This window comes from Tumebacillus avium (assembly GCF_002162355.1).
Lineage (GTDB): Bacteria > Bacillota > Bacilli > Tumebacillales > Tumebacillaceae > Tumebacillus_A > Tumebacillus_A avium.
The window spans coordinates 3,145,090-3,167,812 of sequence record NZ_CP021434.1; the positions used below are offsets into that span (position 1 = coordinate 3,145,090).

A 22,723-nucleotide genomic window follows, 5' to 3' on the forward strand; every position below is an offset into this window, starting at 1 on the left:
GGTGAGGGTCGATCATGAAAAAAGCTCTGTTGATCACCGATATTCAATCTGATTTTCTCGGCAACATGGATTACATATATCCGCTCTGTCAAGAATACCTCGACAAATCCGGCGATCAGTATGACCTGGTCATTCTGACGCACTGGAAGCACGAGGAGAACCACAATGAGCACACCCTGCTGCTCAAGCATCCGAAAGCAAACGTTGTCGAGAAGCGCGGTTATTCCGCGTACAACGACGAAATGAAGAAGCTGCTCGAAGACAACAAGATCGACACCGTGCATCTGGCTGGCATCGACTCCGACATGACCGTTCTGGCGACCATGTACAACCTGCTCGACGCAGGCTACAAAGTACAGGTGCTTGAACGTCTGCTGGCATCCTTCTCCACCCGCGGCTGGGAATCGACCACGATCATGCGCTTCGTGCTGGGCGATGAGAACGTGCTGACCCTCGGCGGCGGCCGCGTTTGGGTCTAATTTTCAACTGTGTGCGAACCTGCCCGCCTTTAGCCGGGCAGGTTTTTTCTGTCAGGGTTAGCCCCCTCGCCTCGCGGTAACACTAAGGTCAAATTCGAAGCGAGGTGAGGAACTTGTCTTGGGTCTATTGGGCAGGATTGTACGACAGCAAGTTCGAGGCCTATTGTGCCGTGATGTGGGTAGAGGGCGACAAGCGGATCTATGGGCAGCAGCCTCCGCAAGAAGTGGAATTATACCGTACGAATCGCGGCAAATTTGGTGTTCGTTTCAAATAGTCTGTTTAAAGCAGACAGGGTCAGGCAAAACTGAATCTGTAACTCAAAGCCCGCTTGTGTCACTTGAGTCGCACAAGGGGCTTTTGTGTGAGAGGAGACCGTTTGATGAGTGACAAGCCGAAAGTAATCTTGGACATTCGCGGCGAAGAGGAATACATAACCGGACACATTCCGGGCTCGAAAAACATCGGCTTGCAGGAACTGTCCTTTGCCTTGGGCGATGTGGAGCCGGAAGATAAAATTTTGCTGGTCTGCCGCACCGGGAAACGCGCCGGGCAGGTAAAGCTGTTATTGGAAGACGAAGGCTTTCATAATGTAGAAGTACTGGCGGGCGGCATGGAAGCGTACAAGGGCGAGATTGCAAAAGAGGAGTAAGCAAAAGAGTCAGTTACTTCTTATTTTTGACCAAATTTGACCTTTCTTGACCTTCTGACCGTCTTTGACCTTTGGCAATAAATCAGTATACTTAGAAGTAAGGCAAATAACAAAAACGCACGTTGTAAAAGGAGGATTTTCAGATGAATCTCGTCCCATATGTAATCGAACAAACTTCGCGCGGTGAGCGCTCTTACGATATTTACTCCCGCCTGCTCAAAGACCGCATCATCTTCCTCGGCACCGAAGTGAATGATGATGTGGCCAACTCGATCGTGGCACAGCTGCTGTTCCTGGCTGCCGATGATCCGGATAAGGACATCCACCTGTACATCAACTCGCCGGGCGGCTCGATCTCCGCAGGTTTTGCGATCTATGACACCATGCAGTACATCAAGCCGGACGTTTCGACGATCTGCATCGGGATGGCGGCGTCGATGGGCGCGTTCCTGCTCGCAGCAGGCGCAAAAGGCAAGCGCATCGCGCTGCCGAACGCCGAAGTGATGATCCACCAGCCGCTGGGCGGCGCGCGCGGCCAGGCGACCGACATCGAGATCGCGGCGAAGCGCATTTTGCACACGAAAGAAAAGATCAACCACATCCTCTCCGAACGCACTGGCCAGCCGATCGAGAAGGTCGCGGCAGACTCCGACCGCGACAGATGGTTTGATGCTCCGGAAGCGCTGGAGTATGGCTTGATCGACAAGGTAATCGAGAACATCAACGAAGTGAAATAGTCGAAATGACAAGCGGCAGGGGACCCTTCTCCTGCCGTTTTTGAGTTTGAGAGCGAGGGTACATTGATGACCGAGTTGGGGAAATGGATCGCAGAGCAGATCAGAAAAAGCGGCCCGGTGCCGTTTGCGCAGTTTATGGAGTGGGCGCTGTACCACCCGGAGCTGGGCTATTACACCGGCGAGCGCCGCAAGTTCGGCAAGGAAGGCGACTTTTATACCAGCCCGGGCGTCAACCCGGTGTTTGCCGAAGTGCTGGCCGATCAGTTGGCGGAGAAAGCGGGGTTGCTTGGGGACGAGCCTTTTGTGCTGCTTGAGTTCGGCGCGGGAGAAGGGATGCTGGCGCGGGATATTTTGAACCGCTGGCAGGCGGAGCATCCGGCGTTGTATGCGCGTGCCGAGTACCGCATCGTCGAGATCTCGCCGACACTTCGCGCCCGGCAGGCTGAACTGACGCAGGAGCATCAGGGCAAAGTGGTCTGGCAGACGCGAGAGGAAGTTACGGCTGGCGGAGCTTTTGCGGGGGCCGTGCTGACCAATGAGTTTGTCGATGCCTTCCCGGTGCATCGCGTGGTGAAACAGGCGGACGGCATGGCCGAGCTCTATGTGGATTGGGATGGGGAGCATTTTGTCACCAAAACTGGCGAGCTCTCGACTCAAGTGATCGGTGAATATGTGGATGCTTACGCGACCGCGATGATTCGCGGGCAGGTGACCGAGGCGGGGCTGGCAGGGCTTGATTGGTATCGGGAGGCGGTCGGGCTGCTTCGAGCCGGGTGGATCGTGACGGTGGATTACGGCTTTGATGCGGAGATGCTGCATCACAAGAGCCGGATGGACGGCACGCTGCGCGGGTTTTATCAGCACACGCTGGTCGACGACCCGTTTGCGCACATTGGCGAGATGGACTTGACGGCCGATGTGAATTTTACAGCCTTGCAGCAGATCGGCGAGCAGAGCGGCCTGGAGACGGAATTTTACGGATCGCAGGCGAAATATTTGCTGCAAAGCGGGATCTTGCAGCGCTTAAAAGACGTGCACAGCGCCGACCTGATCAACGACCCGGACATGAAGCGCAACCGGGCGATCAAGCAGCTGATCATGCCGGGCGGGATCGGCGATCATTTTAAAGTGCTGGTGCAATCGCGGGATATCTCTGTGCTATAATGGACGGGTATGGCAGTAAAGGAGTGACAAGCCCGTGTTTTTGAAACGATTGTCCATCGCGCTGTTTGTCTTCTGCGTGCTGTTCTTGGCCTTGGGCCTTTGGTTTATGAGAAGCGGCAACATGGTCGGCTGACCATGTTGCAAAAAAGCCACGGATTTCCTTTTGACAGGAGCCGTGGCTTTTTTTATTATGATTGGGCTACATACAACAGGCCGGTGGTGCCGGCGCCGACATGGGCGCCAACGACGCCGCAGATCTCGATGATCGCCGTGTTTGTCACCCCTTGCTCGTGCAAAAGAGTCTGGAGTTCCAATGCCTGCTCCGGCGCCGCGACGTGGCCGATGCCAAAGATCAGCTCGGGATCGGGCTGATGCTCCTGCACATAGCGCAGGACCGTCGCCAGTGCATTTTTCTTGCCGCGCACCTTGTCGTACTGCTGCACGACCCCTTCCCGGTCGAGCATCAGGATCGGCTTGATGGCGAGCAGCGAACCGAACAGGAAGGCGAGGTTGTTGATGCGCCCCGACTTGCGCAGGTTGTCGAGCTGGGCGACAGAGAATACCAATTGAGAGCGCTTTCTTAGATCTTGCAGGCGTGCCGTAATCTCCTGTGCATTCTTGCCCTCGCGCGCCAGCTTGGCTGCTTCCAAAGCCAAGACGCCTTGGCCAAACGAAACGTTCAGCGTGTCAAAGATCGTCACGCGCTCCGGGTTGGTCACCATGTCGCGCCCGATTCTGGCCGACTGAACGGTGCCGGAAAGCGTCGAGGCGAGGCCGACGTAATACACGTCGTCGCCGGCATCGAGAATCTTCTGGAACCGGTCGCGCATCAGAGCAGGACTCGGCTGCGACGTGGTCGGCAGCGTTTTCGAAGCGGCCATCTTTTCGTAAAATTCTGCTTTGCTGATCTCAATTCCGTCAGCATATGTTGTTCCTTCGAAGATCACATTAAGCGGGACAATGTCGATCCCGTATTCTGCGACCATCGAAGAAGTGAGATCTGAAGTGCTGTCCGTTACGATTCGGAGCATAATCATCCGCCTTCCATTCCACAGATTTTGTTATTATAACATAGAACTAGTTATTAGGACTAGGTCTTGAGCTTTCTGCCAATTGTGACATACTTTTTCAGAAATTAGACGAATATAGTGTGGAATATTGGCAAGTTGTTGTGTAAAATAGGGTAGAAACTAACGTAACAGTCTGCTGGGGAGGTACTTATAGATGTCTATCAAACTTGCAATTAACGGTTTTGGCCGTATCGGCCGCATGGTGTTCCGTGCAGCTGCTCTTGACCCGCAAATCGAGATCGTGGCGATTAATGCAACTCACGAAGTGAAAGCGCTTGCGCATCTTTTGAAATATGATTCCGTACAGGGCAAATTTAATGCAGAGATCGAGACGACCGCTGACAGCATCATCGTGAACGGCCGTGAGACGAAGATCGTCGGCGACCGCAACCCGTTAAATCTGCCGTGGAAGGAACTCGGCGTTGACATCGTAATCGAAGCGACCGGCAAATTCCGTTCCAAGGAAACGGCCGGCCAGCACATCACCGCAGGCGCGAAGAAAGTCATCATCACGGCACCGGGCAAAGATGAAGACGTGACGATCGTCATGGGCGTCAACGATGAAGTCTACAACCATGAGCTGCACGATGTCATCTCCAACGCATCCTGCACCACCAACTGCCTCGCGCCGGTGGCAAAAGTGCTGCATGACAAGTTTACGATCCTCAACGGCCTGATGACGACCGTTCACTCTTTCACCAACGACCAGAACAACCTCGACAACCCGCACAAAGACCTGCGCCGCGCCCGCGCTTGCGGCCAGTCGATCATCCCGACCACGACCGGCGCTGCGAAAGCGGTTGGCCTTGTGCTGCCGGAGTTGAAAGGCAAGCTGAACGGCTTTTCGATGCGCGTCCCGACCCCGAACGTCTCGGTCGTGGATCTCGTGGCGAACGTGGCGCAAGATGTGACGGTGGAATCGGTTAACGCTGCGCTGAAAGAAGCGGCAGACGGCCCGCTCAAAGGCATCCTCGGCTACACCGAAGAGCCGCTGGTGTCGATCGACTTTGTCGGCGACTCGCGCTCCTCGATCGTCGATGGTCTGTCCACGATGGTCGTGGGCGAAAAGACGGTCAAAGTCATCGCCTGGTACGACAATGAGTGGGGCTACTCCGAGCGCGTGGTGGACCTCGCCCGTCTCGTCGGCAAGAAACTGACCGAAAAAGTGTCCTGCTAACAGCATATGCACGTAAAATTGCCAATAAGAGTCGCCACAGGGCGGCTCTTTTTGTATAATGGGGAACGATACATCAGGGAAGCATAGTAAGCACTATGGGCTGGCAGTGCCCCGAGAGGTGGGGTGTTACGATGAAACAAGAGATTTATCTGGACAACAGCGCGACCACCAAGCCGTATCCGGAAGTGATCGCAAGCATGGTCGCGATGATGGAAGCCAACTACGGGAATCCGTCCTCCTTACATAAAAAAGGCCTGGTCGCCGAGAAGGAAGTCGACAAGGCGAGAGAGCGCGTCGCCAAAGCGCTGGCGGTGAAGAAAACTGAGATCGTGTTTACGTCGAGCGGCACAGAGGCGAACCATCTGGCGCTGTTTGGCGCCGCCGAGCAATACATCTCGCGCGGCAAACACATCATCACGACCGGCATCGAGCATGCCTGCGTCTATGATGCAGCCAAAGCATTGGAAGCGCGCGGCTGGCAGGTGACGTTTGTCGGCGCAGGCGCAGACGGCCTCGTTTCTGTCGATAGCGTGAAAGCGGCGTGGCGCGAAGACACGGTGCTGGTGTCGGTGATGTATGTGAACAACGAGACGGGCGCTCTGCAGCCGATCCGCGAAATCGGCGCTTTTTTGAAGGACAAGCCCAAGACGTTGTTCCATGTCGATGCGGTGCAGGCGCTGGGGAAAGTGCCGATTAAGATCAAGGAAACGGGGATCGACCTGCTTGCCGTCTCCGCACACAAGATTCACGGACCCAAAGGGGTTGGCGCGCTCTATGTGCGCGACGGGGTGAAACTGACGCCGATGTTTTACGGCGGCGGTCAGGAGAAAGGCCTGCGTTCCGGCACAGAAAACGTGCCGGGCATCGTCGGATTTGGCGTGGCGGTGGAACGGACGATGAAGGAGATGCCGCAGGCGGCTGGCCAGATGCGCGAACTGCGCGATTATCTGGCCGGAGAGATCACGGCGAGAATCCCCGATGTGCGGATCAATACGCCAAATGATGCTGCGCCGCACGTGCTGAACGTTTCTTTTGAAGGGGTGCGCGGCGAAGTGCTGGTGCACACGCTGGAGACGCACGGCTTGTTTGTATCGACCGGTTCGGCTTGCTCGTCGAAGGAAAAGATCTATTCCCGCGTCCTGAAAGTGATGGGGCTGCCGGAGAAGCAATTGGAAGGCGCGATCAGGATCTCGCTGGATGCGGCGAATACCCGCGAAGAGGCAGATCAGTTATTGGCAGCTTTGAAATCAAGTGTTGAAGATTTGCGACTGTTTTCACGGAGGTAGGACAGATGTATACAACGTTTATCGTTCGCATGGGCGGCGAGATCGCCATCAAAGGCAAGAACCGCCCGCAATTTGAGAAAGCATTGCTGGAAAACATGCGCCTGTCGGTCAAAGGCATGGGCGTTAAGATCACCCGCATGGGCGGCCGCATCGAAGTGAATGTCGGCGAGGGCGACCCGCAGGAAGTGGCGGAGCAGTTGACACAAGTGATGGGCGTCTCTTCGATTTCGCCGGTGGCGGAAGCGGACCTCGACCTCGACAACATCAAGGAAACCGCCTTGCGCGTGGTGCAGGATGCGCTGGAGAAGCGCCAGACGCCGGTCACCTTTAAGGTGGAGGCGCGCCGCGCCAACAAGCTGTTCCCGCTGGAATCGCCGCAGATCATGCAGGAAGTGGGCCGCTATGTTTTGTCCAAGATCGGCGAAGGCCGCTTGAAAGTTGATGTGCGCAAGCCGGAGCTGACCCTGACGGTGGAAGTGCGCGAGACGAAAACGTATGTCATGTGCGACGTCCTCGACGGTCCGGGCGGCTTGCCGGTCGGGACGTCGGGACGCGTCATGCTGCTGCTCTCCGGCGGCATCGATTCGCCGGTCGCCGGATGGCTGGCGATGAAGCGCGGGGCGACGGTGGAAGCGATTCATTTCCACTCCTTCCCGTTCACTTCGGAGCGCTCGCAGGAGAAGGTCAATGACCTGGCGAAGATCCTCGCCAAACACGGCGCGCGCGTGCGCTTGCACAACGTGCATTTTACGGAGATTCAAAAGGCGATCCGCCAGCAGGTGCCGGAGGAATATTCGATCACGATCATGCGCCGCTTCATGATGCGCATCGCGGAGAAGCTGGCCTATCAGCGCAAAGCGTTGGCGCTGGTGACGGGCGAATCGCTCGGTCAGGTGGCGAGCCAGACCCTGGAGAGCATGTACACGATCAACAACGTGACGAACATGCCGATCCTGCGTCCTTTGGTAGCGATGGACAAGCGCGACATCATGGACATCGCCAAGAAGATCGGAACGTACGAGACTTCGATTTTGCCGTATGAAGACTGCTGCACGATCTTCACGCCGAAAAATCCGAAGACGCGCCCAAAATTGCACGAAGCGGAGCGGGCGGAAGAGAAGCTCGACATCGAGGCGCTGATCGCCGAAGCGCTGGAGAAGACCGAGTCGATTTTGTTCACCCGCGCGGAAAGCATGTAAGCCGAGCCGGGCGAACTCCCACATAGTACCGCGAATTGGCGGACACACTACTCCCAGAACTTAATTTTCTTGGAGGAGTGTGAGACGATGGCTGTAAAAGTGATGCGTACGCTGCGGATCGTCTCCACGATCGCAGGGGTCGTGGCGGGCGTGATGGAGCTTCGAAACATGTATTTCCGCCGCAAGCGGATGTGGCATGTGCTGCGTCTATTGATTCGTCAGGTCGGGTAGTCGATACCACCTCTTTCTATAAATTGGAAAGAGGTGGTTTTTGCGTTGCCCACATGATGAGGTTAAATTTCGTTGAATTGGCATATACATAGAGAACCTCAACTTTTCAGACAATTCAACCGGCGAAGGAGGGCCCTTCGATGAAAAAAGTACGTCAGGATGCATGGTCCCAGGCAGACGACAGCTTGCTCGCGGAGATCATTTTGCGCCATGTGCGCACCGGCAGCACCCAGCTGGCCGCGTTTCAGGAGGCGAGCAAGTCGCTTGGCCGAACGGCTGCCGCGACCGGCTACCGGTGGAATGCGATCGTGCGCAAAGAGTATGCGGCGCAGATTGAGATCGCCAAAGCGCAGTGGCGAGATGAGAAAGGTCAGGTCAAGGCGGACGGCATGGTGCCTAGCGTGCTCTCTGTCTTTGTTCCGGAGGAGACGGCGGCTGCTCCGGCGCTCGACTGGCCGGACGTGCTGAAGTTTTTGAAAGGGCAAAAAGGGGAAATCGGGCAGTTGCAGACCCGGCTCGCGCAACTGGAGCGGGAGTTGGCGGTGAAAACGGCAGAAACTGTGCGGCTGGCCGAAGAGAACCGGTCGCTTGGCTCGGAGCTGAACCGCGTCGGGCAGGAGCTGTCGATCGTCAAGGACGACTACTCCGCGCTGGTCGGGATCATGGAGCGGGCCCGCAAGATGGCACTGGTCGGCGAGCAGTTGATCGAGGAGAACCCGGTGGCTTTTGTGATGGAGGAAAACGGCAATCTGGAGCGGATGAAATAGCGGGAAACAAGAAAGTGCGCTGACCTAGGTCAGCGCACTTTTGTTTAGTGTTTCGTCGAGTCGTCCTCATCGACAAACTCGATCGCTTCTAATTGTTCGCGGAAGTTCTTGCGGAACACATTGAGGTACTCTTCGCGCAGGGCTTGTTGTTCCTTCGCTTCTTCCGGCGTCAGCGTGCCTGCCTTTTTCTTGCGGGCGAGCACATTGATGCGTTCGATTTTATCAGGGGTCAGCATGTTGCTGCCTCCTTTCTATCTGGGCAAAATAACTCCCCGTTAGTGTACAAGAAAAAGAACTGGGCGTCAAAAATTGCACGCCCAGCCGAACGGTGTTACGCTTCCGGCTGCCACACGTACGGGTTCTCCCCGCGGTCGCGCACCGGGTCGTATTTGACAGGTTTGAAGCCGAGCTTCAGGAAAAAGTCCTGTGCGCCAAGCCGGACGTTTGTCTTGACCGGCAGTCCTTGCTCTTTGGCGAACTGGACGAGCAGTGCGCCGTAGCCTTTGCCTTTGTAGCCGGGCAGAACTTCCAGCTTCATCAGCTCATGGTACGAGGTAGGCGGATCGAAGTAACGGTCATATTTGTCGAGAATGCGGTATAAGCTCATGCGGGCGACGAGTTTGCCTTCTTCGTAGATCCCGTAAAAGGGCGAGACAGTCTGATCTTCGACCAGGTCTGCTTTTAAATCCTCCATCATCGACAGCTCTTCCAAGCCGTTTTCACGGAATTTGCGGAACTCCTCGAGGGTCTTGTAGTTGATCTGCAGCTTTTGCACTTGCGGCGACATGGCTGTCCCTCCCTTCAGCGTGTGTTCTTCCCTTTATTATATCGGAAAAGAAGAAACATTTGCCACAAATTGTTCGTCAAATTAAAGGAAGGGACGGCGGTCAGGCAACGCGAAGTGTCAGGAAGGCGCTGATGATTTCGCGGAGATGGCCGCTCGGGTTGTCCTGCAGCGGGAAGTGCTCGGCCGGCAGATTGGCGGGCGGAACATGTCCGGCTGTGGTCAGCACCAGTGTCGGGATCTGCGCAGGCACGTCCGGGGTGTGCTCCGGCGGGTTGAGCAGCAGGATTCCGGCGATGCGGCCGGGCAGACCGGCTGCCACTTCCAGCGCCGGGATGCAGTCCGCTTCCGACGCGGCGAGGATCACGCGCTCCCAGACCAGAGCATCGAGGACTTCCATCGCTTCGGCAGACGAGTCGATCGTCAGCACGGCGGCCGCGTAGACGGGAGTCGGGTCGGCGGAGATCTCTTCGAGCAGGGTGGAGCAGGCGTTTTTTTGCAGGATGAGCACGTGTTTGTACATGAATAAATTCCTCCGTTCCTAGCAAGTGGTTTACGAGATTGATATGCTCGCCGGGAACGGTTTATGCAGAAGGGGATTGAAAAATGAACGTGGTTTTGATCGATTTGGATGAGACGCTGTCCGATCACCGGCATTCGTCACGCGCGGGCATCGGCACGCTGTGGCACGAGCATCCGGCTTTGCAGCAAAAGACGGTCGAGGAGCTGGAGCATGAGTTTTGGATCATGCTCGACAGCATGCACAGCGAAGTGCTGAAAGGCAACCTGACGCTGGAGCAGGCGCGGGTGGAACGCTTTCGCCGGCTGTTTGCCGGATGCGGGCAGGAGATGGCGGCGGTGGAGATCGACGCGCTGACCGAGCGCTATCAGGACGCCTATCGCCGTTCGCGGCGCGCGGTGCCGGGCGCGCATGAATTATTAAGGTGGCTTCGCGAGCAAGGGGCGAAGATCGCGGTGATCACCAATGGATTTACGACGGTGCAGCAGCAAAAATTGCGGGAGTGTGCGATCGAAGAGCTGATCGATCATCTGGTCACATCGGAGGCGGCCGGGGCGCAGAAGCCGGATGAGGCCGCATTTGCAGAAGCGCTGCGCTTGACGGGCGGCCTTGCAGAACACGCCGTGATGATCGGCGATTCCTGGCACGCCGACGTGAACGGCGCGGCACAGCTTGGGATCAAAGCGTTCTGGCTGAATCGGCGCGGGGAATCCTGCCCCGACCCATCGCTGGCGGTGGAGATCAGCGACTTGTCGGAACTGCCCGCTCTATTGTCGGCCCATTGGAACACCCTCAAAAACAGCCGCGCCTGACGAAATCTTAGGGAGAGCATTGTTCAACGCCAAGGTAACATTTCTGTTACAATCTAGCGTTTTGCGTCTATCTTCTGACTGGAAGGTATAAACTAGTAGAAATGTTACCCGCATAATCCACGGTTTTGATACGTATTACGTATATGATGACCCGCGAAGATTGTCCGATTGTCTGAGTCGCGGGGAATACGACGGGGGGATTGGCATGAACGAGCGAATCTTGGCAGGCCGGTACCGGCTGCAGGAAGCGATCGGCGGTGCATCCGATCTGTTTTTGGCACACGACGAGTCGCTGATGCGTCAAGTGGCGGTGAAACGCTTGCCGGGAAACGTGACGGATTCGAACCGTCAACATTGGGAACAGGAAATCGCCAAAGCGGCAGGGCTGCATCATCCGCATCTGCTGGGAGTATATGATGTGGTTGTCGAAGCGGACGGCATATATTTGATTACGGAAGACTTGGAAGGGGATACGCTGTCCCGCTGGCTGCGCGTGCAAGGCGCGGTTGGGGCGGAAACGGCGATCGACATCGCCCGGCAGCTGGCCGGTGCGGTCGTGCAGGCGGAGAAACACGGGATCTTGCAGATCTCGATCGACCCGGGCACGGTGCTGATCAACCAGGACGGCTTTTTGAAAGTGATCGGCTACGGACCTTTGTTGTCCGGGCGGGCGCAGACGGAGCGGGACTTGATCAAGACGATCGGCGTGCTGTTCTACGAGATGCTGACCGGCAAGCCGTTTTCGCATCTGGCGCCGGTGCCGCAGGTGGTGCAGGAGCTGCATCAGAGCCTGAGAGGGTCGGGCGTCGTGCACAGCTGGCTGCCCGAACGCATGGAGCGCATCGTGCTGCGGGCGCTTGGCTTTGTGTCGCAGGGCAGTTATGAAGGCATTCATGACCTGTACCGCGATGTGAAAGCGGTGCACCATGCGCTTGGCCAGCAGGCGGATCGTCCGGCCGAACCGGAACCGGAAGCGGGAGCGTCCTACATCGAGCGGATGAAAGACTCGATGCTCGAAGCTGCTCAGGAAGGCATCGAAAAGGTCGCCAAGCTGCGCCACATGGAATTTGCCAAAAAAGTGGCGGAAGAGAGCACGCCGAAGCGCTTCTCGCTGCTGCCGTATATCGGCGTGCTGGTGGTCGTGGTGCTGGTGATCGGCGGTTTGTGGTGGTCGCTCGGCGATGAGACGACCACAGCGTCGACCGACGCGCACCAGCAGGGGTCGAGACAGTTTGTGATGCCCGATCTGCTGGGCAAGACGGAGCAGGAAGCGGTGCAGGCGCTGGCCGACAACGGCTATCCGAAAGCGAAGATTCAATGGGTCTTCAGCGTGACCGATGACAGCGAGACCAAAGGCAAGATCTATCGCCAGTCGGTCGATCCGGGCGAGAGCGTGACCGGGCAGGAGAAAATGATCATCCTGACTGTCAACGGCACCGCTTCCACAGCGGGCAACTCAGCCGGAAATGCGGGCGATCCGTCCGGCGAGGAACCACGCGAGCCGGTGGCGGCCGGTGAAATTCCCGACCTGCGCGGCTTGAGCAAGCAGGAAGCGGAACAGTTGATGCTTAAACACGGGTACCACTATTCGTTTTACATCAACAAAGGCGATACCCCGTCCGGCACGGTTTACAGCCAGTCGCCGGCGGCAGGCACAAAAGCTGCGCAAGGCGCCGATGTGACGTTTTACGTATCGCAGTAAGCAAAGAAAAAGAAAGGCAGCCTGCATGTGCAGGCTGCCTTTTGTTATGTTAGAGAATTCGCGGCTTGAGAAGTTCGAGGACTTCGCCTTCTTCCGGGAAGCGGCCGAGTTCCTTTTTGGAGAAGATCAGCTCTCCGTTGAAGGTGACTTCAAAAACGCCGCCGCTCGCCGGGATCAGCGTGAATTCACCGATTTTCGTCGTAAAGTGTCCAAGCAGTTCGTCCGTCAACCTGACGGCTGTAGGCAAGTAGTTTCACATGTTGCAGTAGGCCAGTGTGATCACCGGTTTTTCCATGTGCAATTCCCCCTTTGATGGTTGTGTTGATGCTTACGATTTATTTTAGCATAGATGAGACTCTCTTTCGACAAACTGCGGATACTAGTGATAAAATTTAGAGAAAGAACGGAGGAATCGAATTGACGATGGAATCGCTTGACATGTTTGAACCGGTCAGCGGGCTGGAAGATCTGGTGCAGATCTTGGAGACCTTGTTTGCGGATGACCGGGTGAGTGTGCGTTTGGAAATGCAGATGGAGCGCGGAGAAGCGGTGACCGAGCTCGTGCTGGCACAGTTTAACGGCAGGCTTGACCTGTGCGATATCGTGATGTCGGAGCTGGAAGAAGAAGTGGCGCTGGAATTTTTGTTTCAGGAGATGAGCGGGCCGGAAGAGGCAGAGGAGCCAAGCGTCGTGACGATGCCGATCGACCCGCAGGATACGGAAGTTGACCTGCATGAGCAGAAAGTGACGCTGGAGAGCGGACTGTTTACGCTGACGCTGACTCGTCTGCCCAAAGACCTCGCATGAAACAGCTCGTCGTCACAGCTGCTGTGATCGAAAAGGACGGGCGTGTGCTGGTCGCCCAGCGCAAGCCCGACGCCCATATGGGGCTGAAGTGGGAGTTTCCGGGCGGCAAGTTGGAGTGGGGCGAAGATCCGCGGGCCGGGCTGGTGCGGGAGATCGCCGAAGAGCTTGGCATCGAGATCGCGGTCGAAGAAGTGCTGGAAGTGGTGTCTCATACGTATGAAGACCGCCACATCGTGCTGATCGGCTACCGCTGCCGCTACCTGCGGGGGAACTGCGCCGCCTGGATGTGTATGATGTCCGCTATGTGGAACCGCAGGAACTGAAGCTGCTGGACATGGCGCCGGCCGACTGGCCGATCGTGGACAAACTGCTCGGCAGCAGCTAGAGGAGCGGACGTTCCGGCGAGTAAAAGTCGCTGTGCGTGTATTTGCCGGCGAGTTCGGCGAGCGTGAGGTGGCGCAGGTCGTAGAAGATCTCGGGAAGATCGGAGCCGACGTAAAACAGGGGATTGGACGCATAGCGCAGGTCGTATTCGCCTGGGGCTCCGGCCGCTTCCACGAGGTGGACTTCGACGTGCCCGTCAAAGATGGCGAGCGCGGTGTTGGGGGCGACCAGGCAGCCGGGAATGCGGAAATGCCCGCCCGTTTCTTCGTTGGGCCAGCGGATCAGGATCAGAGATTGCATCGTGTGATACCTCCCTAGCAGGAATGGGGTGCGCTTGGTATAATGGGTGCCGCAGAGGGTGTTTTTGGTAGTTTGATTATAGGTTGAAACTATAGTGTGAGTCGAAAGGTTGAGGGGTGAAGGGGAGCGGAGAGGTGGTATTAGCTCTCGTAGGCGCTCTTTTTTGCCTGTCAGGGTCGTTTTTTCGTGAGAACGTGTGTTCGGAGGTGCGGGAACATGTCAGAGCTGGGAGAGCGCATTCGCCGGGCGCGCCAGAGCCGGAATATCACGGGCGCGCAGCTGGCCGGGTGCATCGGCGTGTCGGCCAACTATATCAGCGAACTGGAGCGCGGGGTGAAGAAAAACCCTTCGATGCAGGTGATCGCCGGGCTCGCGGAAGTGCTGGGCTGTCCGGTCGATTACTTTTTCGGGGTGGAAGAGAAGCGGTTGAGCGATTACATACCGGAAGATTTGAGCGGCTATGTGCGGGAGTCGATCGTGGCGAGGTACGGAGCGCAGGAGCGCGACCTGCATGAGCTGGGCGACGCTGAGATGATGGAGGCGCTCGTCGGGTATCTGCGGGAGATGAAGAACAGATCGGAAGGATGAGTGGCGTGAAGAAAGGATTGTTCTGGGGCGCTGCTCTGCTCGTGGAAGTCGTGCTGCTCGTCATCTTGTACATGCGGTACAAAGATGTGGAGTGGCGGATCTTCCTCGTGCAGGGCCAGCAGGCGTACCGCTATGCGGAGCTGCATCAAGAGTGGCTCGCCTATTCGGGCGGCATGGTGCTGATCGGCCTGGCGCTGCCGTTTACGGTGTATTTTTTGCTCGGCGCGCTGCGCAGGAAGAAAGGGTGAGCGGGAGATGAAGATCGGATATGACACGGTTGCCACGCCGCTTGGCGAGCTCTATGTGGCGGTCGACGAGACCGGCGTGCGCAAGGTGGCGATGACGGCTGAGGAGTGGGAAGCGTACGCTGCCGAGCTGGGCGGGGTGCCGCGGGATGCGGAGATGTGCAGCGAAGCGGTGCGGCAGCTCAAGGAGTATTTTCAAGGAGCGCGCCGCGAGTTTGACCTGCCCTTGTCGGTGCACGGCACGCCGTTTCGCAAGCAGGTCTGGGCGGCGTTGTGCGAGATTCCTTACGGGGAAGTGCGCAGCTATGGCCAGATCGCCGAGCGAATCGGCAAGCCGAAAGGGCCGCGTGCGATCGGCCAGGCCAACCGCAACAATCCGCTGCCGATCCTGATTCCCTGCCACCGCGTGATCGGCAAAAACGGCGACCTCGTCGGCTATGCCGGCCCGCGCACCGATCTGAAAAGCGTGCTGCTGGAACTGGAAGGCGTATTGCCTGCAAAATAAGGCTCGGGAGCTGACCCGGGCTTTTTTTGCTGCTATACCTTGTATAGTGAGGTAGTTCGTTATATGATGGTGATGTGGGGGTGGAAGTGGTGAATTTTGACAAAGAAGTGCTCAAAGGCTACATCGACATCATCTTGTTAAGCATGCTGGCCGACCGCCCGAAGTATGGGTTCGAGCTGGCCAAGCAGGCGCGCGAGACGAGCGGCGGCAGCTTTGAAATGAAAGAGGCGACGCTGTACATCGCCTTGAAGCGTTTGGAGAAACAGGGATATGCCACCTCGTTTTGGGAGGACTCGATCAGCGGCGGCGGACGGCGCAAATACTACCGCCTGACCGAGGAAGGCCTGGCGCGGGTGCGCGGCAAAAAGCAGGAATGGGAATACCTCAAGGGGATGATCGACCGATTTCTGAAGGAGGTGGAGCTGTGAGCAAGCAAGAGCGAGAGAATGAACAGAAACTGAGCCGCACGGCGCAGGAGCAAATCGCCCGGCAGGTGGAGCGGCTGTGCAGGCATCTTGACGAGCCGGAAGCGGTGGTCCGGGAATTTCGCGAGGAGATGACCGGCAATCTGACCCTGAGCGTGGAAGACCTGCTGGCAGCCGGGTTGCCGGAAGTGGAGGCGGTACGACAGGCGCTGGAGCGCTTCGGCGAACCGCAGCGGGTGACGGAGGAATTGGAGAGCTTGTACCGGATTCGCAAAAATTATGCGAACTGGCTGCTGAAGACGGCGCTGGTCTGCGGAGTGCTGGGGATGCTGGTGTTCGGGAGCTTTTTTGCCTGGAATAAGGGACTGCATCTCATTGCGGTGAAACAGGTGAACCACGAGTTGTTCGCAGATGTCGAGGCTGGCAAAGTCGGCACCGAGATCACGCCGGAGATCAAAGCGAAATTGCAGGCGGCGGTGGATGACAATCTGTCTCTGCGCAGCGCATCGGCGGTCATCCGCGATATGAAGCGCACCGTGCCCTTTACCTACCACTATCCCGCGAATTCGCCGCTTGATACGACCGGCGGAGTACAGCGGGTGGACGGACTCTTTTTCTATACCTTTTACACCGGCGCAATGATCCCGATCGGCGATCAGGGCCGAGGACTCGACGTGTCGCTGCAGCAATGGCTGTTCAGCAGCGGCTATTTCATGCTCGGCTATGTGTTTGTTTTTGCCTATTGGGTGCTGTTTGCGGCATGGGGCATTCTCAATGTGTACTCGCGGCGTCCGATCACCGTATTTTGGGCGCTGATGATCATTTTGTTTAACGCGCTTGGGTATTACGCCTACCTGAAACTGCGGCAACTTTCAATCTTTCGTCCGGCGCTTGCCAAATCTTGATTTTTTCTTATCATAGACACAGAAGGCATCACTCCCCTACATACAATGCTCCTAGAAGGAGCGTGGGAGCATGGGGGAATTGAGCTATCAGGATCTGCTGGCCTTGTTTGGGATCGGCGGGGCGCATCCGGGCGGAATCGCGCTGACGGAAGCAGTGCTCGCCGGTGAAAGGCTGAAGAAGACGACGCGCGTGCTGGATGTCGGCTGCGGAACGGGGCAGACGGCAGCCTTTCTGGCGCGGACATACGGGTGTCAGGTGACGGCTGTCGATCTGCATCCGCTGATGCGCCAGAAGGCGCAGGAACGCTTTGCCAAAGAAAAGCTGCCGGTCAAACTGCTGAAAGGCGACGCCAACAAACTGCCGTTTCCAAGCGGGCGCTTCGACTTGGTGCTGGTCGAATCGGTCACAGTGTTCACCGACCTCGCCAAGTCGCTGAAAGAATACGCGCGGGTGCTCCGTCCGGGCGGGATCTTGCTCGATTTGGAGATGACGGCGGAACGCCCGCTGTCGGCGAAGGAACTGCAGGAGCTGCAAGGCGTGTATGGAACGAAACAGGTGCCGACCGAAGCGGAGTGGATCGGACGCCTGCAAAAAGCCGGGCTGCGCGACGTTCTTGCAGTCAAAGGCGGCACCGTCGCCTCCGCGCTGCCCGATGCAGAGTCGGGCGAAGGCGTCTGGCCGGAGTTCAACCCGTCAGAAGGCATCGACCCGGGCATCTACAAGATCTGGGAACGCCACCAGCAGGTGACCGAAAGCTTCAAGCACCGCTTGGGCTACCGCGTCTACCGGGCGAAAAAAGGGACGAAATCATCATCTTAACTCGATTTGAATGAAAGAAGGGCTTCAGCGATGTCACAAACGATGAACGACTTGATGGAACAACAAGTGCCGGTGTTTCAGACCTACAGAGAGGTCGAACAGGCTGTGATGGCCGCAGTGGAAAAAGAGATCATCAACGGCCGCTTTTTGAAAACGCTGCACAACGGAGGTTATTCGGCAGCGCAGATCCGCGAGTTTGCACTGCAGTACAGCTACTACAGCCGCAACTTCCCGCGCGTGCTGGGCGCAGCTGTGGCTGCTGTCGAACCGCTCGACCGCTGGTGGGTGCCGCTGGTCGACAACCTCTGGGACGAAGCGGGGCGCGGCAATCCGAAAGGCTACCATTCCAAGATGTACCGCACGTTTTTGGAAAGCGTTGCGCCAGACGTCGCCGTCAGCGACGAACACGTGCCGGACTATCCGGTCGGCGGCGCGACGCAGAAAGCGGTGAAGTCGTTCCTCTCGTTTTTGAAAAGCGCCACCACCCTGGAAGCGATGGCGGCGGTTGGCCTCGGCTCGGAGCTGTTCGCAGGCCTCGTGATGGGCGAGATCGGGCAGGGATTGCGCCACCCGAATTACAACCAGGAGACGCGGGTCAATGTCGGCTTCTGGATGGCGCATGCCGATGAGCATGAGCCGCGCCACTATCAGCTCTGCAAAGACGTGCTGCTCGACTTCTCCTCCCCGGAGGAGTTGCAGACGATCTACCGGGCCGGCCTGACGATCGCGCTGTCGGAAGCCCGTTTTTATGATGAGCTGTACGAAGAGATGATAGCGAAATAAATAATATAGCTTGGAAAGGTCATCCTAACGAGACATAGGATGGCCTTTTTGCATGTTTTGACCGGAAGGGAGGCAGAACGTGGTCCGCATCAGACGCAAAGGCAAAGCACAGCGCAAGCAGGCGATCAACGAGCGGAGATTCGAGGAGAAAGTGGAAGCGCTGGACGGAGAGGACCTGTCCGCCGCGCTTGATCAAAATTTGGCCTGGCTGCAAGAGCAGATGGGGCACAGCGACGATGTGGTCGTTCGCGAATTTTATTACGAAGGAGACCGCCGGCTGCGCGCAGCGCTGGTGATGATCGACGGCTTGACCAACTCGGAGCGCATCCATGAAGACGTGCTGCGGTCGATGATGCTGACCGGGCCGGGCACCCAGTCGCATCAGGAGTTTGAACCCGCGCAGGCGGCGCAGCACCTGATGCGCTATAAACTGCCGGTCGGGGAGGTCCGCACGATCCGCAAGCTGCGCGACGTGATCAAAGTCGTGCTGTCCGGCGACACGGCGCTGCTCCTCGAGGGGTGTCAGGAAGCGCTCGTTATCTCCGCCAAAGGCTGGGCCAAGCGCGGCGTCGATGAGCCGAAAAGCGAATCGGTTGTGCGCGGCCCCCGCGATGCCTTCGGGGAGACAATCCGCACAAACACCGCTTTGCTTCGCCGGAGAATCAAGGACCCCGACCTGCGCATCAAAAACTTCACGGTCGGCACACGCAGCAACACCGATGTGGCGATCGTGTATATCGCCGGCGTCGCTCAACAGGGGATCGTCGATGAAGTGGAGCGCCGGATTTCAGAGATTGAACTGGACGGCATCTTTGAAGGCGGCTACATCGAGCAGTTCATCGAAGACAACCACTGGTCGCCGTTTCCGCAGATTCAAAACACGGAACGTCCCGACAAAGCGTCCGCCAACCTGCTGGAAGGCAAAGTGATCATCCTGATCGACGGTTCGCCGTACTCCTTGATCGCCCCAAGCGTGCTGACCCAGTTTTACCACAGCCCGGAAGACTACTATGAGCGTTTTTTGATCTCGACCTTGCTGCGCTTCATTCGGGCGCTGTCGATGACGATGGCGCTGCTGTTGCCGTCGTTGTACATTTCGTTTTCCTCCTTTCACCCGGAGATGATCCCTTCCAAACTGGTGATCGCCATGGCGGCAGGGCGGGCGACAGTGCCGTTCCCGTCTGTCGTCGAGGCGTTTGCGATGGAAGTGTCGATCGAGATCCTCCGCGAGGCGAGCGTGCGCCTGCCCGGACCGATCGGCCCCACCATCGGCATCGTCGGGGCGTTGATCGTCGGGGAAGCGGCGGTGCAGGCGGGGATCGTTTCACCGATCATGGTCATCGTGGTGGCGCTGACGACGATCGGCTCCTTTGCAGCTCCTTCCTACAATGCGGCGATCGCGCTGCGCATGCTGCGCTTCCCGATCATGCTGCTCGCCGCGATGTTCGGCTTGTACGGCGTCATGCTGTTTTTGATCATCATCGTGGTGCATCTGTGTTCGCTGAAATCGTTTGGCGTGCCGTATCTGTCTCCCTTTTCACAAGGGTCGTTCCGCGCGCTTGGCGATTCGTTGATTCGGATTCCGCTTTACAAGATGACCAAACGGCCGGACGTGTTCTCACAGGACGCAGAACGCAAACGCACCAACTCTTCATCGGCGGAGGATATCGACCATGACTCAGCAAGCAAAGGCCCGGCCGACCGGCCACAGGAAAAGTAAGAAACCGCATTATTACCTGACCTATTCGCAAAGCTTGTCCCTGATCGCCTCGACGATCATCGGTGTCGGCGTGCTGACCCTGCCGCGCTCCACCACCGCCGACGCTCATCAACACGGCTGGGTAGCGGTGCTGATCGCGCTCTTGTGCGCGATGGCGACGGTGGTGATCATCGGCAAGCTGTGCGCCCGCTTCCCGGGAAGAACGCTGGTCGAACTGTGCCGCGAACTGCTCGGTTCGAAGAAACGACCGTGGGTCGGCAACGTGCTGGCCTTTCCGATCATCCTGCTCTACACCTTGTTTTGGCTGACCGTGACCGGTCTTGTCGCCCGCACGTTTGGCGAAGTGGTGGTCACGGCGGTGCTGGTCAACACACCGCTGGAAGTGATCGTCGGCACGATGCTCTTTTTGTGCTTTTACTTATCCTTTTTCGACAGCGAAGTGGTGGCGCGAGTCAACGAAGTGCTGTTGGTGATCATCGTCGTGCCCGTTTTGTTCATCTCGGTGTCGGCTTATCAAAACGCCAAATTCGAATACATCATGCCGCTGATTCCGACGATGCACCTGATGGGCATCGCCATGGCGATTTTGCCGGCGATGGACACCTTTTTGGGACTGGAGATCCTGCTGATGTTTAACGGCAACCTCAAGCACGACAAAAAACTGTTGCGCTATCAGGTGTACGGCGTGTTGGTGCCGGGCATCGTCTATCTGCTGATCGTCATCGCCGGGACGATGAGCTTTGGCTATGAAGAGCTGTCGCGGCAGGCCTGGCCGACGCTGGAGCTGATCAAGTCGGTCAACGTGCCCGGACTGATCCTGGAGCGGCTGGAAGCCGTTTTTCTCGGAGTCTGGGTGGCGGCGGTGTTCACGACGGCAGGCAATTGGTTCTACTGCGCCAACTGGTCTTTCAAAAAGCTGCTTGGCATCAAAAAACCGCTCTGGACGTCCTTGTTCTGCTATGCGGCCAGCTACTTCATCGCGATGAAAGTGGCGCAGAATATCCAAGAGCTGTTTTACTATCTCGAGATGGTCGGCTACTTCGGCATCCTCGTTGCGGTGGTGCTGCCGCTCTGCTTCCTGCTGTTGGCCATCGTCCGGAAGATGGATGGCCGCGAAGCGGAGTCCGGCGGGAAGGAGGCGTCGTTGCATGAAGCGTCCTGACCGGATGATGCCGCTTTTGCTGCTGCTTTGCCTCCTTGCGACGCTTAGCAGCGGCTGCTGGGACCGCAAGGAGCTTGAACAGCGCACCTCGGTGGTGGCGATGGCGATCGACTTGGCGGAAAGGCAGGGAGGGGAACGGCCGATGATCAAGCTGTCGGTGCAAATCCCGATTCCGATCAAAATCACCGGTTCCGGCGGTGGCGGAGGGGAAGGCGGCAAAAGCGCGGTCAAAGTGATGAGCGCGACCGGCTTCTCGATGGCCGATGCGATGCGCAACCTGCAGTCGCGTTTAAATCAGGAGCTCTTTTACGGGCATACCCGCGTGATTGCGGTCTCGGAGCGGGTGGCACGGACCGACATGTCGGGCATCATCGACTCGCTGCGCAGAAGCCCGCAGATGCGGCGGCTCCTGTGGGTGCTGATCACGCCGGAGCAGGCGGTCGATCTGCTGCATGCCGATCCGAAGCTTGAGCAGATCCCGATCGTCTACGTGATGGACTTGATCCAAAACGGAGCGGAGCGCGGCCGCATTCCCGACATCACGCTGGGCCGATGGTTTATCGACCGTTCATCGAGCGGGATCGAACCGACCGCCAACTTCGTCAAGTCCAACAAGCAGGACATCAAATGGCACGGCATCGCCCTGTTTCACGATGACAAGATGGTCGGCCGGATCGAAGAGGAACAATCATGGGCGCTCCTGCACATGCGGGACAAAGCGATCGGAGGCGACATTACGATCCCCTGCCCGGCTGCCAAACAAACCGGGTCGAACAGCGAGCGCAAATACATCACCGCCCATCCGAAAAAAGTGCACAGCAAGTCAACGGTAGCGCCGCATCAGGGCACGTTTCGCATGGACGTCAAAATCACGGCCGAACTCGATATCGTCGAATCGATGTGCGATCTCGATTACCGCAAAAAACAGGTTGTCCAACAGATCGAAAGCGCGATCTCCACAGAGCTGGAGAAGCGGGCGCAAAAGCTGGTCGAGCTCTGCCAAAAAGAGTACAAGGTGGACGTGTTTGGCATGGGCAACAAAGTGCGGGCCAAGTACCCGCACGAATTTGAGCGTCTGAAATGGTATGACGAATTTCCACAGACCCAGATCAACGTCAACTATGACGTGGAGATTCGCCGCGTGGGAATGAAAATGCGGTAATGGGCGAACGCTATGACAAAAGGAGGGGAATGGTCACATGAACCACGAGGATCAAAAGATGCAGGAACGCAAAAAGTTCGATGATAAATTTGAAGAAAAATTGCACAAGCAGTATACCGATATCGAGGAAGAATATCATGCGGCCTATCCAAACACCCCGGCTCCGTGGACGATGGGCTTTCTGACCGGCCTGTTCTCGCGCTACGGACGCGGCATGCTGCTGTGGGCGCTGGTTGGTGCGGCGGTGGCGGCGGCGCTTTGGATCGCGTATATGATCATCAACCCGTTCCCCGCATAAATCGGGGAGCGGGGACCCGCGGTCTTATTCTCCGGCGACCA

30 protein-coding genes are annotated in these 22,723 nt (G+C 57.4%); 24 read left to right on the forward strand and 6 right to left on the reverse strand.

What is annotated here, in order from left to right; genetic code table 11:
* The first annotated feature begins 14 nt into the window (after nt 1-14).
* The 4 genes from CBW65_RS15120 to CBW65_RS15135 all read left to right on the forward strand — a co-directional run bounded on the left by CBW65_RS15120 (nt 15) and on the right by CBW65_RS15135 (nt 3,030).
* A complete protein-coding gene (locus CBW65_RS15120; protein WP_087457544.1) occupies nt 15-479 on the forward strand; it encodes an isochorismatase family protein in 465 nt (154 codons plus the stop codon).
* Nucleotides 480-859: 380 nt separating this feature from the next.
* Complete coding sequence (locus tag CBW65_RS15125) at nt 860-1,129, forward strand: rhodanese-like domain-containing protein (RefSeq protein ID WP_087457545.1); 270 nt, start codon at nt 860-862, stop codon at nt 1,127-1,129.
* Between the two features lie 143 nt (nt 1,130-1,272).
* Entirely contained in the window at nt 1,273-1,866 is a 594-nt protein-coding gene (gene clpP / locus CBW65_RS15130; protein WP_087457546.1) for an ATP-dependent Clp endopeptidase proteolytic subunit ClpP, read from the forward strand.
* Between the two features lie 66 nt (nt 1,867-1,932).
* Nucleotides 1,933-3,030: a class I SAM-dependent methyltransferase gene (locus CBW65_RS15135; protein WP_087457547.1), complete on the forward strand. Its 1,098-nt coding sequence runs from the start codon at nt 1,933-1,935 to the stop codon at nt 3,028-3,030.
* Nucleotides 3,031-3,218: 188 nt separating this feature from the next.
* Here CBW65_RS15135 and CBW65_RS15140 read toward each other — a convergent pair whose 3' ends face one another.
* Nucleotides 3,219-4,061 carry a DegV family protein gene (locus CBW65_RS15140; protein WP_157721967.1) on the reverse strand — a complete coding sequence of 281 codons (843 nt, stop codon included), beginning with the start codon at nt 4,059-4,061 and terminating at the stop codon, nt 3,219-3,221.
* Nucleotides 4,062-4,254: 193 nt separating this feature from the next.
* On the opposite strand from CBW65_RS15140, the gene CBW65_RS15145 reads away from it, so the two are divergent.
* From CBW65_RS15145 to CBW65_RS15160, 5 genes are all read left to right on the forward strand, one after another.
* The gene (locus CBW65_RS15145) at nt 4,255-5,277 is read left to right on the forward strand and encodes a glyceraldehyde-3-phosphate dehydrogenase (RefSeq protein ID WP_087457549.1); all 1,023 of its coding nucleotides are present in this window, start codon (nt 4,255-4,257) and stop codon (nt 5,275-5,277) included.
* 131 nt (nt 5,278-5,408) lie between these two features.
* Nucleotides 5,409-6,563, forward strand: a complete 1,155-nt coding sequence (locus CBW65_RS15150; RefSeq protein WP_087457550.1) for a cysteine desulfurase family protein — start codon at nt 5,409-5,411, stop codon at nt 6,561-6,563.
* 5 nt (nt 6,564-6,568) lie between these two features.
* Nucleotides 6,569-7,762: a tRNA uracil 4-sulfurtransferase ThiI gene (thiI, locus tag CBW65_RS15155; protein WP_087457551.1), complete on the forward strand. Its 1,194-nt coding sequence runs from the start codon at nt 6,569-6,571 to the stop codon at nt 7,760-7,762.
* An 87-nt stretch (nt 7,763-7,849) separates the two neighbouring features.
* A complete protein-coding gene (locus CBW65_RS24290; RefSeq protein ID WP_157721968.1) occupies nt 7,850-7,993 on the forward strand; it encodes a hypothetical protein in 144 nt (47 codons plus the stop codon).
* Between the two features lie 140 nt (nt 7,994-8,133).
* Complete coding sequence (locus tag CBW65_RS15160; protein WP_087457552.1) at nt 8,134-8,760, forward strand: RsfA family transcriptional regulator; 627 nt, start codon at nt 8,134-8,136, stop codon at nt 8,758-8,760.
* A 44-nt stretch (nt 8,761-8,804) separates the two neighbouring features.
* Here the strand turns inward: CBW65_RS15160 and CBW65_RS15165 are convergent, their stop codons facing one another.
* The 3 genes from CBW65_RS15165 to CBW65_RS15175 all read right to left on the reverse strand — a co-directional run bounded on the left by CBW65_RS15165 (nt 8,805) and on the right by CBW65_RS15175 (nt 10,067).
* Complete coding sequence (locus tag CBW65_RS15165) at nt 8,805-8,996, reverse strand: DUF896 domain-containing protein (protein ID WP_087457553.1); 192 nt, start codon at nt 8,994-8,996, stop codon at nt 8,805-8,807.
* Between the two features lie 95 nt (nt 8,997-9,091).
* A complete protein-coding gene (locus CBW65_RS15170) occupies nt 9,092-9,547 on the reverse strand; it encodes an N-acetyltransferase (RefSeq protein WP_087457554.1) in 456 nt (151 codons plus the stop codon).
* 100 nt (nt 9,548-9,647) lie between these two features.
* Complete coding sequence (locus CBW65_RS15175; RefSeq protein ID WP_087457555.1) at nt 9,648-10,067, reverse strand: hypothetical protein; 420 nt, start codon at nt 10,065-10,067, stop codon at nt 9,648-9,650.
* A gap of 83 nt (nt 10,068-10,150) precedes the next feature.
* On the opposite strand from CBW65_RS15175, the gene CBW65_RS15180 reads away from it, so the two are divergent.
* Both CBW65_RS15180 and CBW65_RS15185 read left to right on the forward strand, forming a co-directional pair.
* A complete protein-coding gene (locus CBW65_RS15180) occupies nt 10,151-10,876 on the forward strand; it encodes an HAD family hydrolase (RefSeq protein ID WP_087457556.1) in 726 nt (241 codons plus the stop codon).
* A gap of 205 nt (nt 10,877-11,081) precedes the next feature.
* A complete protein-coding gene (locus tag CBW65_RS15185) occupies nt 11,082-12,578 on the forward strand; it encodes a PASTA domain-containing protein (protein WP_087457557.1) in 1,497 nt (498 codons plus the stop codon).
* A 49-nt stretch (nt 12,579-12,627) separates the two neighbouring features.
* Here CBW65_RS15185 and CBW65_RS15190 read toward each other — a convergent pair whose 3' ends face one another.
* The gene (locus CBW65_RS15190; protein WP_087457558.1) at nt 12,628-12,873 is read right to left on the reverse strand and encodes a SelT/SelW/SelH family (seleno)protein; all 246 of its coding nucleotides are present in this window, start codon (nt 12,871-12,873) and stop codon (nt 12,628-12,630) included.
* A gap of 122 nt (nt 12,874-12,995) precedes the next feature.
* Between CBW65_RS15190 and CBW65_RS15195 the strand changes: the two genes are divergently transcribed.
* Nucleotides 12,996-13,385: a hypothetical protein gene (locus CBW65_RS15195; protein WP_087457559.1), complete on the forward strand. Its 390-nt coding sequence runs from the start codon at nt 12,996-12,998 to the stop codon at nt 13,383-13,385.
* Entirely contained in the window at nt 13,382-13,708 is a 327-nt protein-coding gene (locus CBW65_RS15200) for a (deoxy)nucleoside triphosphate pyrophosphohydrolase (RefSeq protein ID WP_157721969.1), read from the forward strand. Before CBW65_RS15195 ends, CBW65_RS15200 begins: the two co-directional genes overlap by 4 nt.
* A gap of 58 nt (nt 13,709-13,766) precedes the next feature.
* Here CBW65_RS15200 and CBW65_RS15205 read toward each other — a convergent pair whose 3' ends face one another.
* A complete protein-coding gene (locus CBW65_RS15205) occupies nt 13,767-14,069 on the reverse strand; it encodes a hypothetical protein (protein WP_087457560.1) in 303 nt (100 codons plus the stop codon).
* Nucleotides 14,070-14,285: 216 nt separating this feature from the next.
* On the opposite strand from CBW65_RS15205, the gene CBW65_RS15210 reads away from it, so the two are divergent.
* The 11 genes from CBW65_RS15210 (at nt 14,286) to CBW65_RS15260 (ending at nt 22,682) form a co-directional block, all read left to right on the forward strand.
* Complete coding sequence (locus CBW65_RS15210; RefSeq protein WP_087457561.1) at nt 14,286-14,657, forward strand: helix-turn-helix domain-containing protein; 372 nt, start codon at nt 14,286-14,288, stop codon at nt 14,655-14,657.
* Nucleotides 14,658-14,662: 5 nt separating this feature from the next.
* The gene (locus tag CBW65_RS15215) at nt 14,663-14,905 is read left to right on the forward strand and encodes a hypothetical protein (protein ID WP_087457562.1); all 243 of its coding nucleotides are present in this window, start codon (nt 14,663-14,665) and stop codon (nt 14,903-14,905) included.
* Nucleotides 14,906-14,912: 7 nt separating this feature from the next.
* Complete coding sequence (locus CBW65_RS15220) at nt 14,913-15,407, forward strand: methylated-DNA--[protein]-cysteine S-methyltransferase (protein ID WP_087457563.1); 495 nt, start codon at nt 14,913-14,915, stop codon at nt 15,405-15,407.
* 89 nt (nt 15,408-15,496) lie between these two features.
* Entirely contained in the window at nt 15,497-15,835 is a 339-nt protein-coding gene (locus tag CBW65_RS15225) for a PadR family transcriptional regulator (RefSeq protein ID WP_087457564.1), read from the forward strand.
* Nucleotides 15,832-16,737 carry a permease prefix domain 1-containing protein gene (locus tag CBW65_RS15230; protein ID WP_087457565.1) on the forward strand — a complete coding sequence of 302 codons (906 nt, stop codon included), beginning with the start codon at nt 15,832-15,834 and terminating at the stop codon, nt 16,735-16,737. The genes CBW65_RS15225 and CBW65_RS15230 overlap by 4 nt, the downstream gene beginning before the upstream one ends.
* Before the next feature lie 70 nt (nt 16,738-16,807).
* Nucleotides 16,808-17,557, forward strand: coding sequence for a class I SAM-dependent methyltransferase (locus tag CBW65_RS15235; protein WP_087457566.1), 750 nt, complete (start codon nt 16,808-16,810; stop codon nt 17,555-17,557).
* A gap of 30 nt (nt 17,558-17,587) precedes the next feature.
* On the forward strand, nt 17,588-18,340 hold the full coding sequence (locus tag CBW65_RS15240; RefSeq protein ID WP_232463341.1) for an iron-containing redox enzyme family protein: 753 nt from the start codon (nt 17,588-17,590) through the stop codon (nt 18,338-18,340).
* Nucleotides 18,341-18,419: 79 nt separating this feature from the next.
* Nucleotides 18,420-20,060, forward strand: coding sequence for a spore germination protein (locus tag CBW65_RS15245; protein ID WP_232463342.1), 1,641 nt, complete (start codon nt 18,420-18,422; stop codon nt 20,058-20,060).
* Nucleotides 20,014-21,222 (forward strand): GerAB/ArcD/ProY family transporter, encoded by a 1,209-nt coding sequence (locus CBW65_RS15250; protein WP_087457567.1) that lies wholly within the window; start codon nt 20,014-20,016, stop codon nt 21,220-21,222. The genes CBW65_RS15245 and CBW65_RS15250 overlap by 47 nt, the downstream gene beginning before the upstream one ends.
* Nucleotides 21,209-22,384 (forward strand): Ger(x)C family spore germination protein, encoded by a 1,176-nt coding sequence (locus CBW65_RS15255; protein WP_157721970.1) that lies wholly within the window; start codon nt 21,209-21,211, stop codon nt 22,382-22,384. The genes CBW65_RS15250 and CBW65_RS15255 overlap by 14 nt, the downstream gene beginning before the upstream one ends.
* A 37-nt stretch (nt 22,385-22,421) precedes the next feature.
* Nucleotides 22,422-22,682: a hypothetical protein gene (locus CBW65_RS15260; RefSeq protein ID WP_087457568.1), complete on the forward strand. Its 261-nt coding sequence runs from the start codon at nt 22,422-22,424 to the stop codon at nt 22,680-22,682.
* The last annotated feature ends 41 nt before the right edge of the window (nt 22,683-22,723 follow it).

Excerpts from the sequence above, each read along its gene's own strand:
- CBW65_RS15200 (WP_157721969.1), top strand. The coding sequence starts at position 13,382 with ATGAAACAGCTCGTCGTCACAGCTGCTGTGATCGAAAAGGACGGGCGT.
- CBW65_RS15125 (WP_087457545.1), top strand. The coding sequence starts at position 860 with ATGAGTGACAAGCCGAAAGTAATCTTGGACATTCGCGGCGAAGAGGAA.
- CBW65_RS15220 (WP_087457563.1), top strand. The coding sequence starts at position 14,913 with ATGAAGATCGGATATGACACGGTTGCCACGCCGCTTGGCGAGCTCTAT.
- CBW65_RS24290 (WP_157721968.1), top strand. The coding sequence starts at position 7,850 with ATGGCTGTAAAAGTGATGCGTACGCTGCGGATCGTCTCCACGATCGCA.
- CBW65_RS15205 (WP_087457560.1), bottom strand. The coding sequence starts at position 14,069 with ATGCAATCTCTGATCCTGATCCGCTGGCCCAACGAAGAAACGGGCGGG.
- CBW65_RS15170 (WP_087457554.1), bottom strand. The coding sequence starts at position 9,547 with ATGTCGCCGCAAGTGCAAAAGCTGCAGATCAACTACAAGACCCTCGAG.
- CBW65_RS15180 (WP_087457556.1), top strand. The coding sequence starts at position 10,151 with ATGAACGTGGTTTTGATCGATTTGGATGAGACGCTGTCCGATCACCGG.
- CBW65_RS15165 (WP_087457553.1), bottom strand. The coding sequence starts at position 8,996 with ATGCTGACCCCTGATAAAATCGAACGCATCAATGTGCTCGCCCGCAAG.
- CBW65_RS15120 (WP_087457544.1), top strand. The coding sequence starts at position 15 with ATGAAAAAAGCTCTGTTGATCACCGATATTCAATCTGATTTTCTCGGC.
- CBW65_RS15185 (WP_087457557.1), top strand. The coding sequence starts at position 11,082 with ATGAACGAGCGAATCTTGGCAGGCCGGTACCGGCTGCAGGAAGCGATC.
- CBW65_RS15145 (WP_087457549.1), top strand. The coding sequence starts at position 4,255 with ATGTCTATCAAACTTGCAATTAACGGTTTTGGCCGTATCGGCCGCATG.
- thiI (WP_087457551.1), top strand. The coding sequence starts at position 6,569 with ATGTATACAACGTTTATCGTTCGCATGGGCGGCGAGATCGCCATCAAA.
- CBW65_RS15210 (WP_087457561.1), top strand. The coding sequence starts at position 14,286 with ATGTCAGAGCTGGGAGAGCGCATTCGCCGGGCGCGCCAGAGCCGGAAT.
- CBW65_RS15135 (WP_087457547.1), top strand. The coding sequence starts at position 1,933 with ATGACCGAGTTGGGGAAATGGATCGCAGAGCAGATCAGAAAAAGCGGC.
- CBW65_RS15140 (WP_157721967.1), bottom strand. The coding sequence starts at position 4,061 with ATGCTCCGAATCGTAACGGACAGCACTTCAGATCTCACTTCTTCGATG.
- CBW65_RS15250 (WP_087457567.1), top strand. The coding sequence starts at position 20,014 with ATGACTCAGCAAGCAAAGGCCCGGCCGACCGGCCACAGGAAAAGTAAG.
- CBW65_RS15255 (WP_157721970.1), top strand. The coding sequence starts at position 21,209 with ATGAAGCGTCCTGACCGGATGATGCCGCTTTTGCTGCTGCTTTGCCTC.
- clpP (WP_087457546.1), top strand. The coding sequence starts at position 1,273 with ATGAATCTCGTCCCATATGTAATCGAACAAACTTCGCGCGGTGAGCGC.
- CBW65_RS15240 (WP_232463341.1), top strand. The coding sequence starts at position 17,588 with ATGTCACAAACGATGAACGACTTGATGGAACAACAAGTGCCGGTGTTT.
- CBW65_RS15235 (WP_087457566.1), top strand. The coding sequence starts at position 16,808 with ATGGGGGAATTGAGCTATCAGGATCTGCTGGCCTTGTTTGGGATCGGC.
- CBW65_RS15260 (WP_087457568.1), top strand. The coding sequence starts at position 22,422 with ATGAACCACGAGGATCAAAAGATGCAGGAACGCAAAAAGTTCGATGAT.
- CBW65_RS15160 (WP_087457552.1), top strand. The coding sequence starts at position 8,134 with ATGAAAAAAGTACGTCAGGATGCATGGTCCCAGGCAGACGACAGCTTG.
- CBW65_RS15150 (WP_087457550.1), top strand. The coding sequence starts at position 5,409 with ATGAAACAAGAGATTTATCTGGACAACAGCGCGACCACCAAGCCGTAT.
- CBW65_RS15175 (WP_087457555.1), bottom strand. The coding sequence starts at position 10,067 with ATGTACAAACACGTGCTCATCCTGCAAAAAAACGCCTGCTCCACCCTG.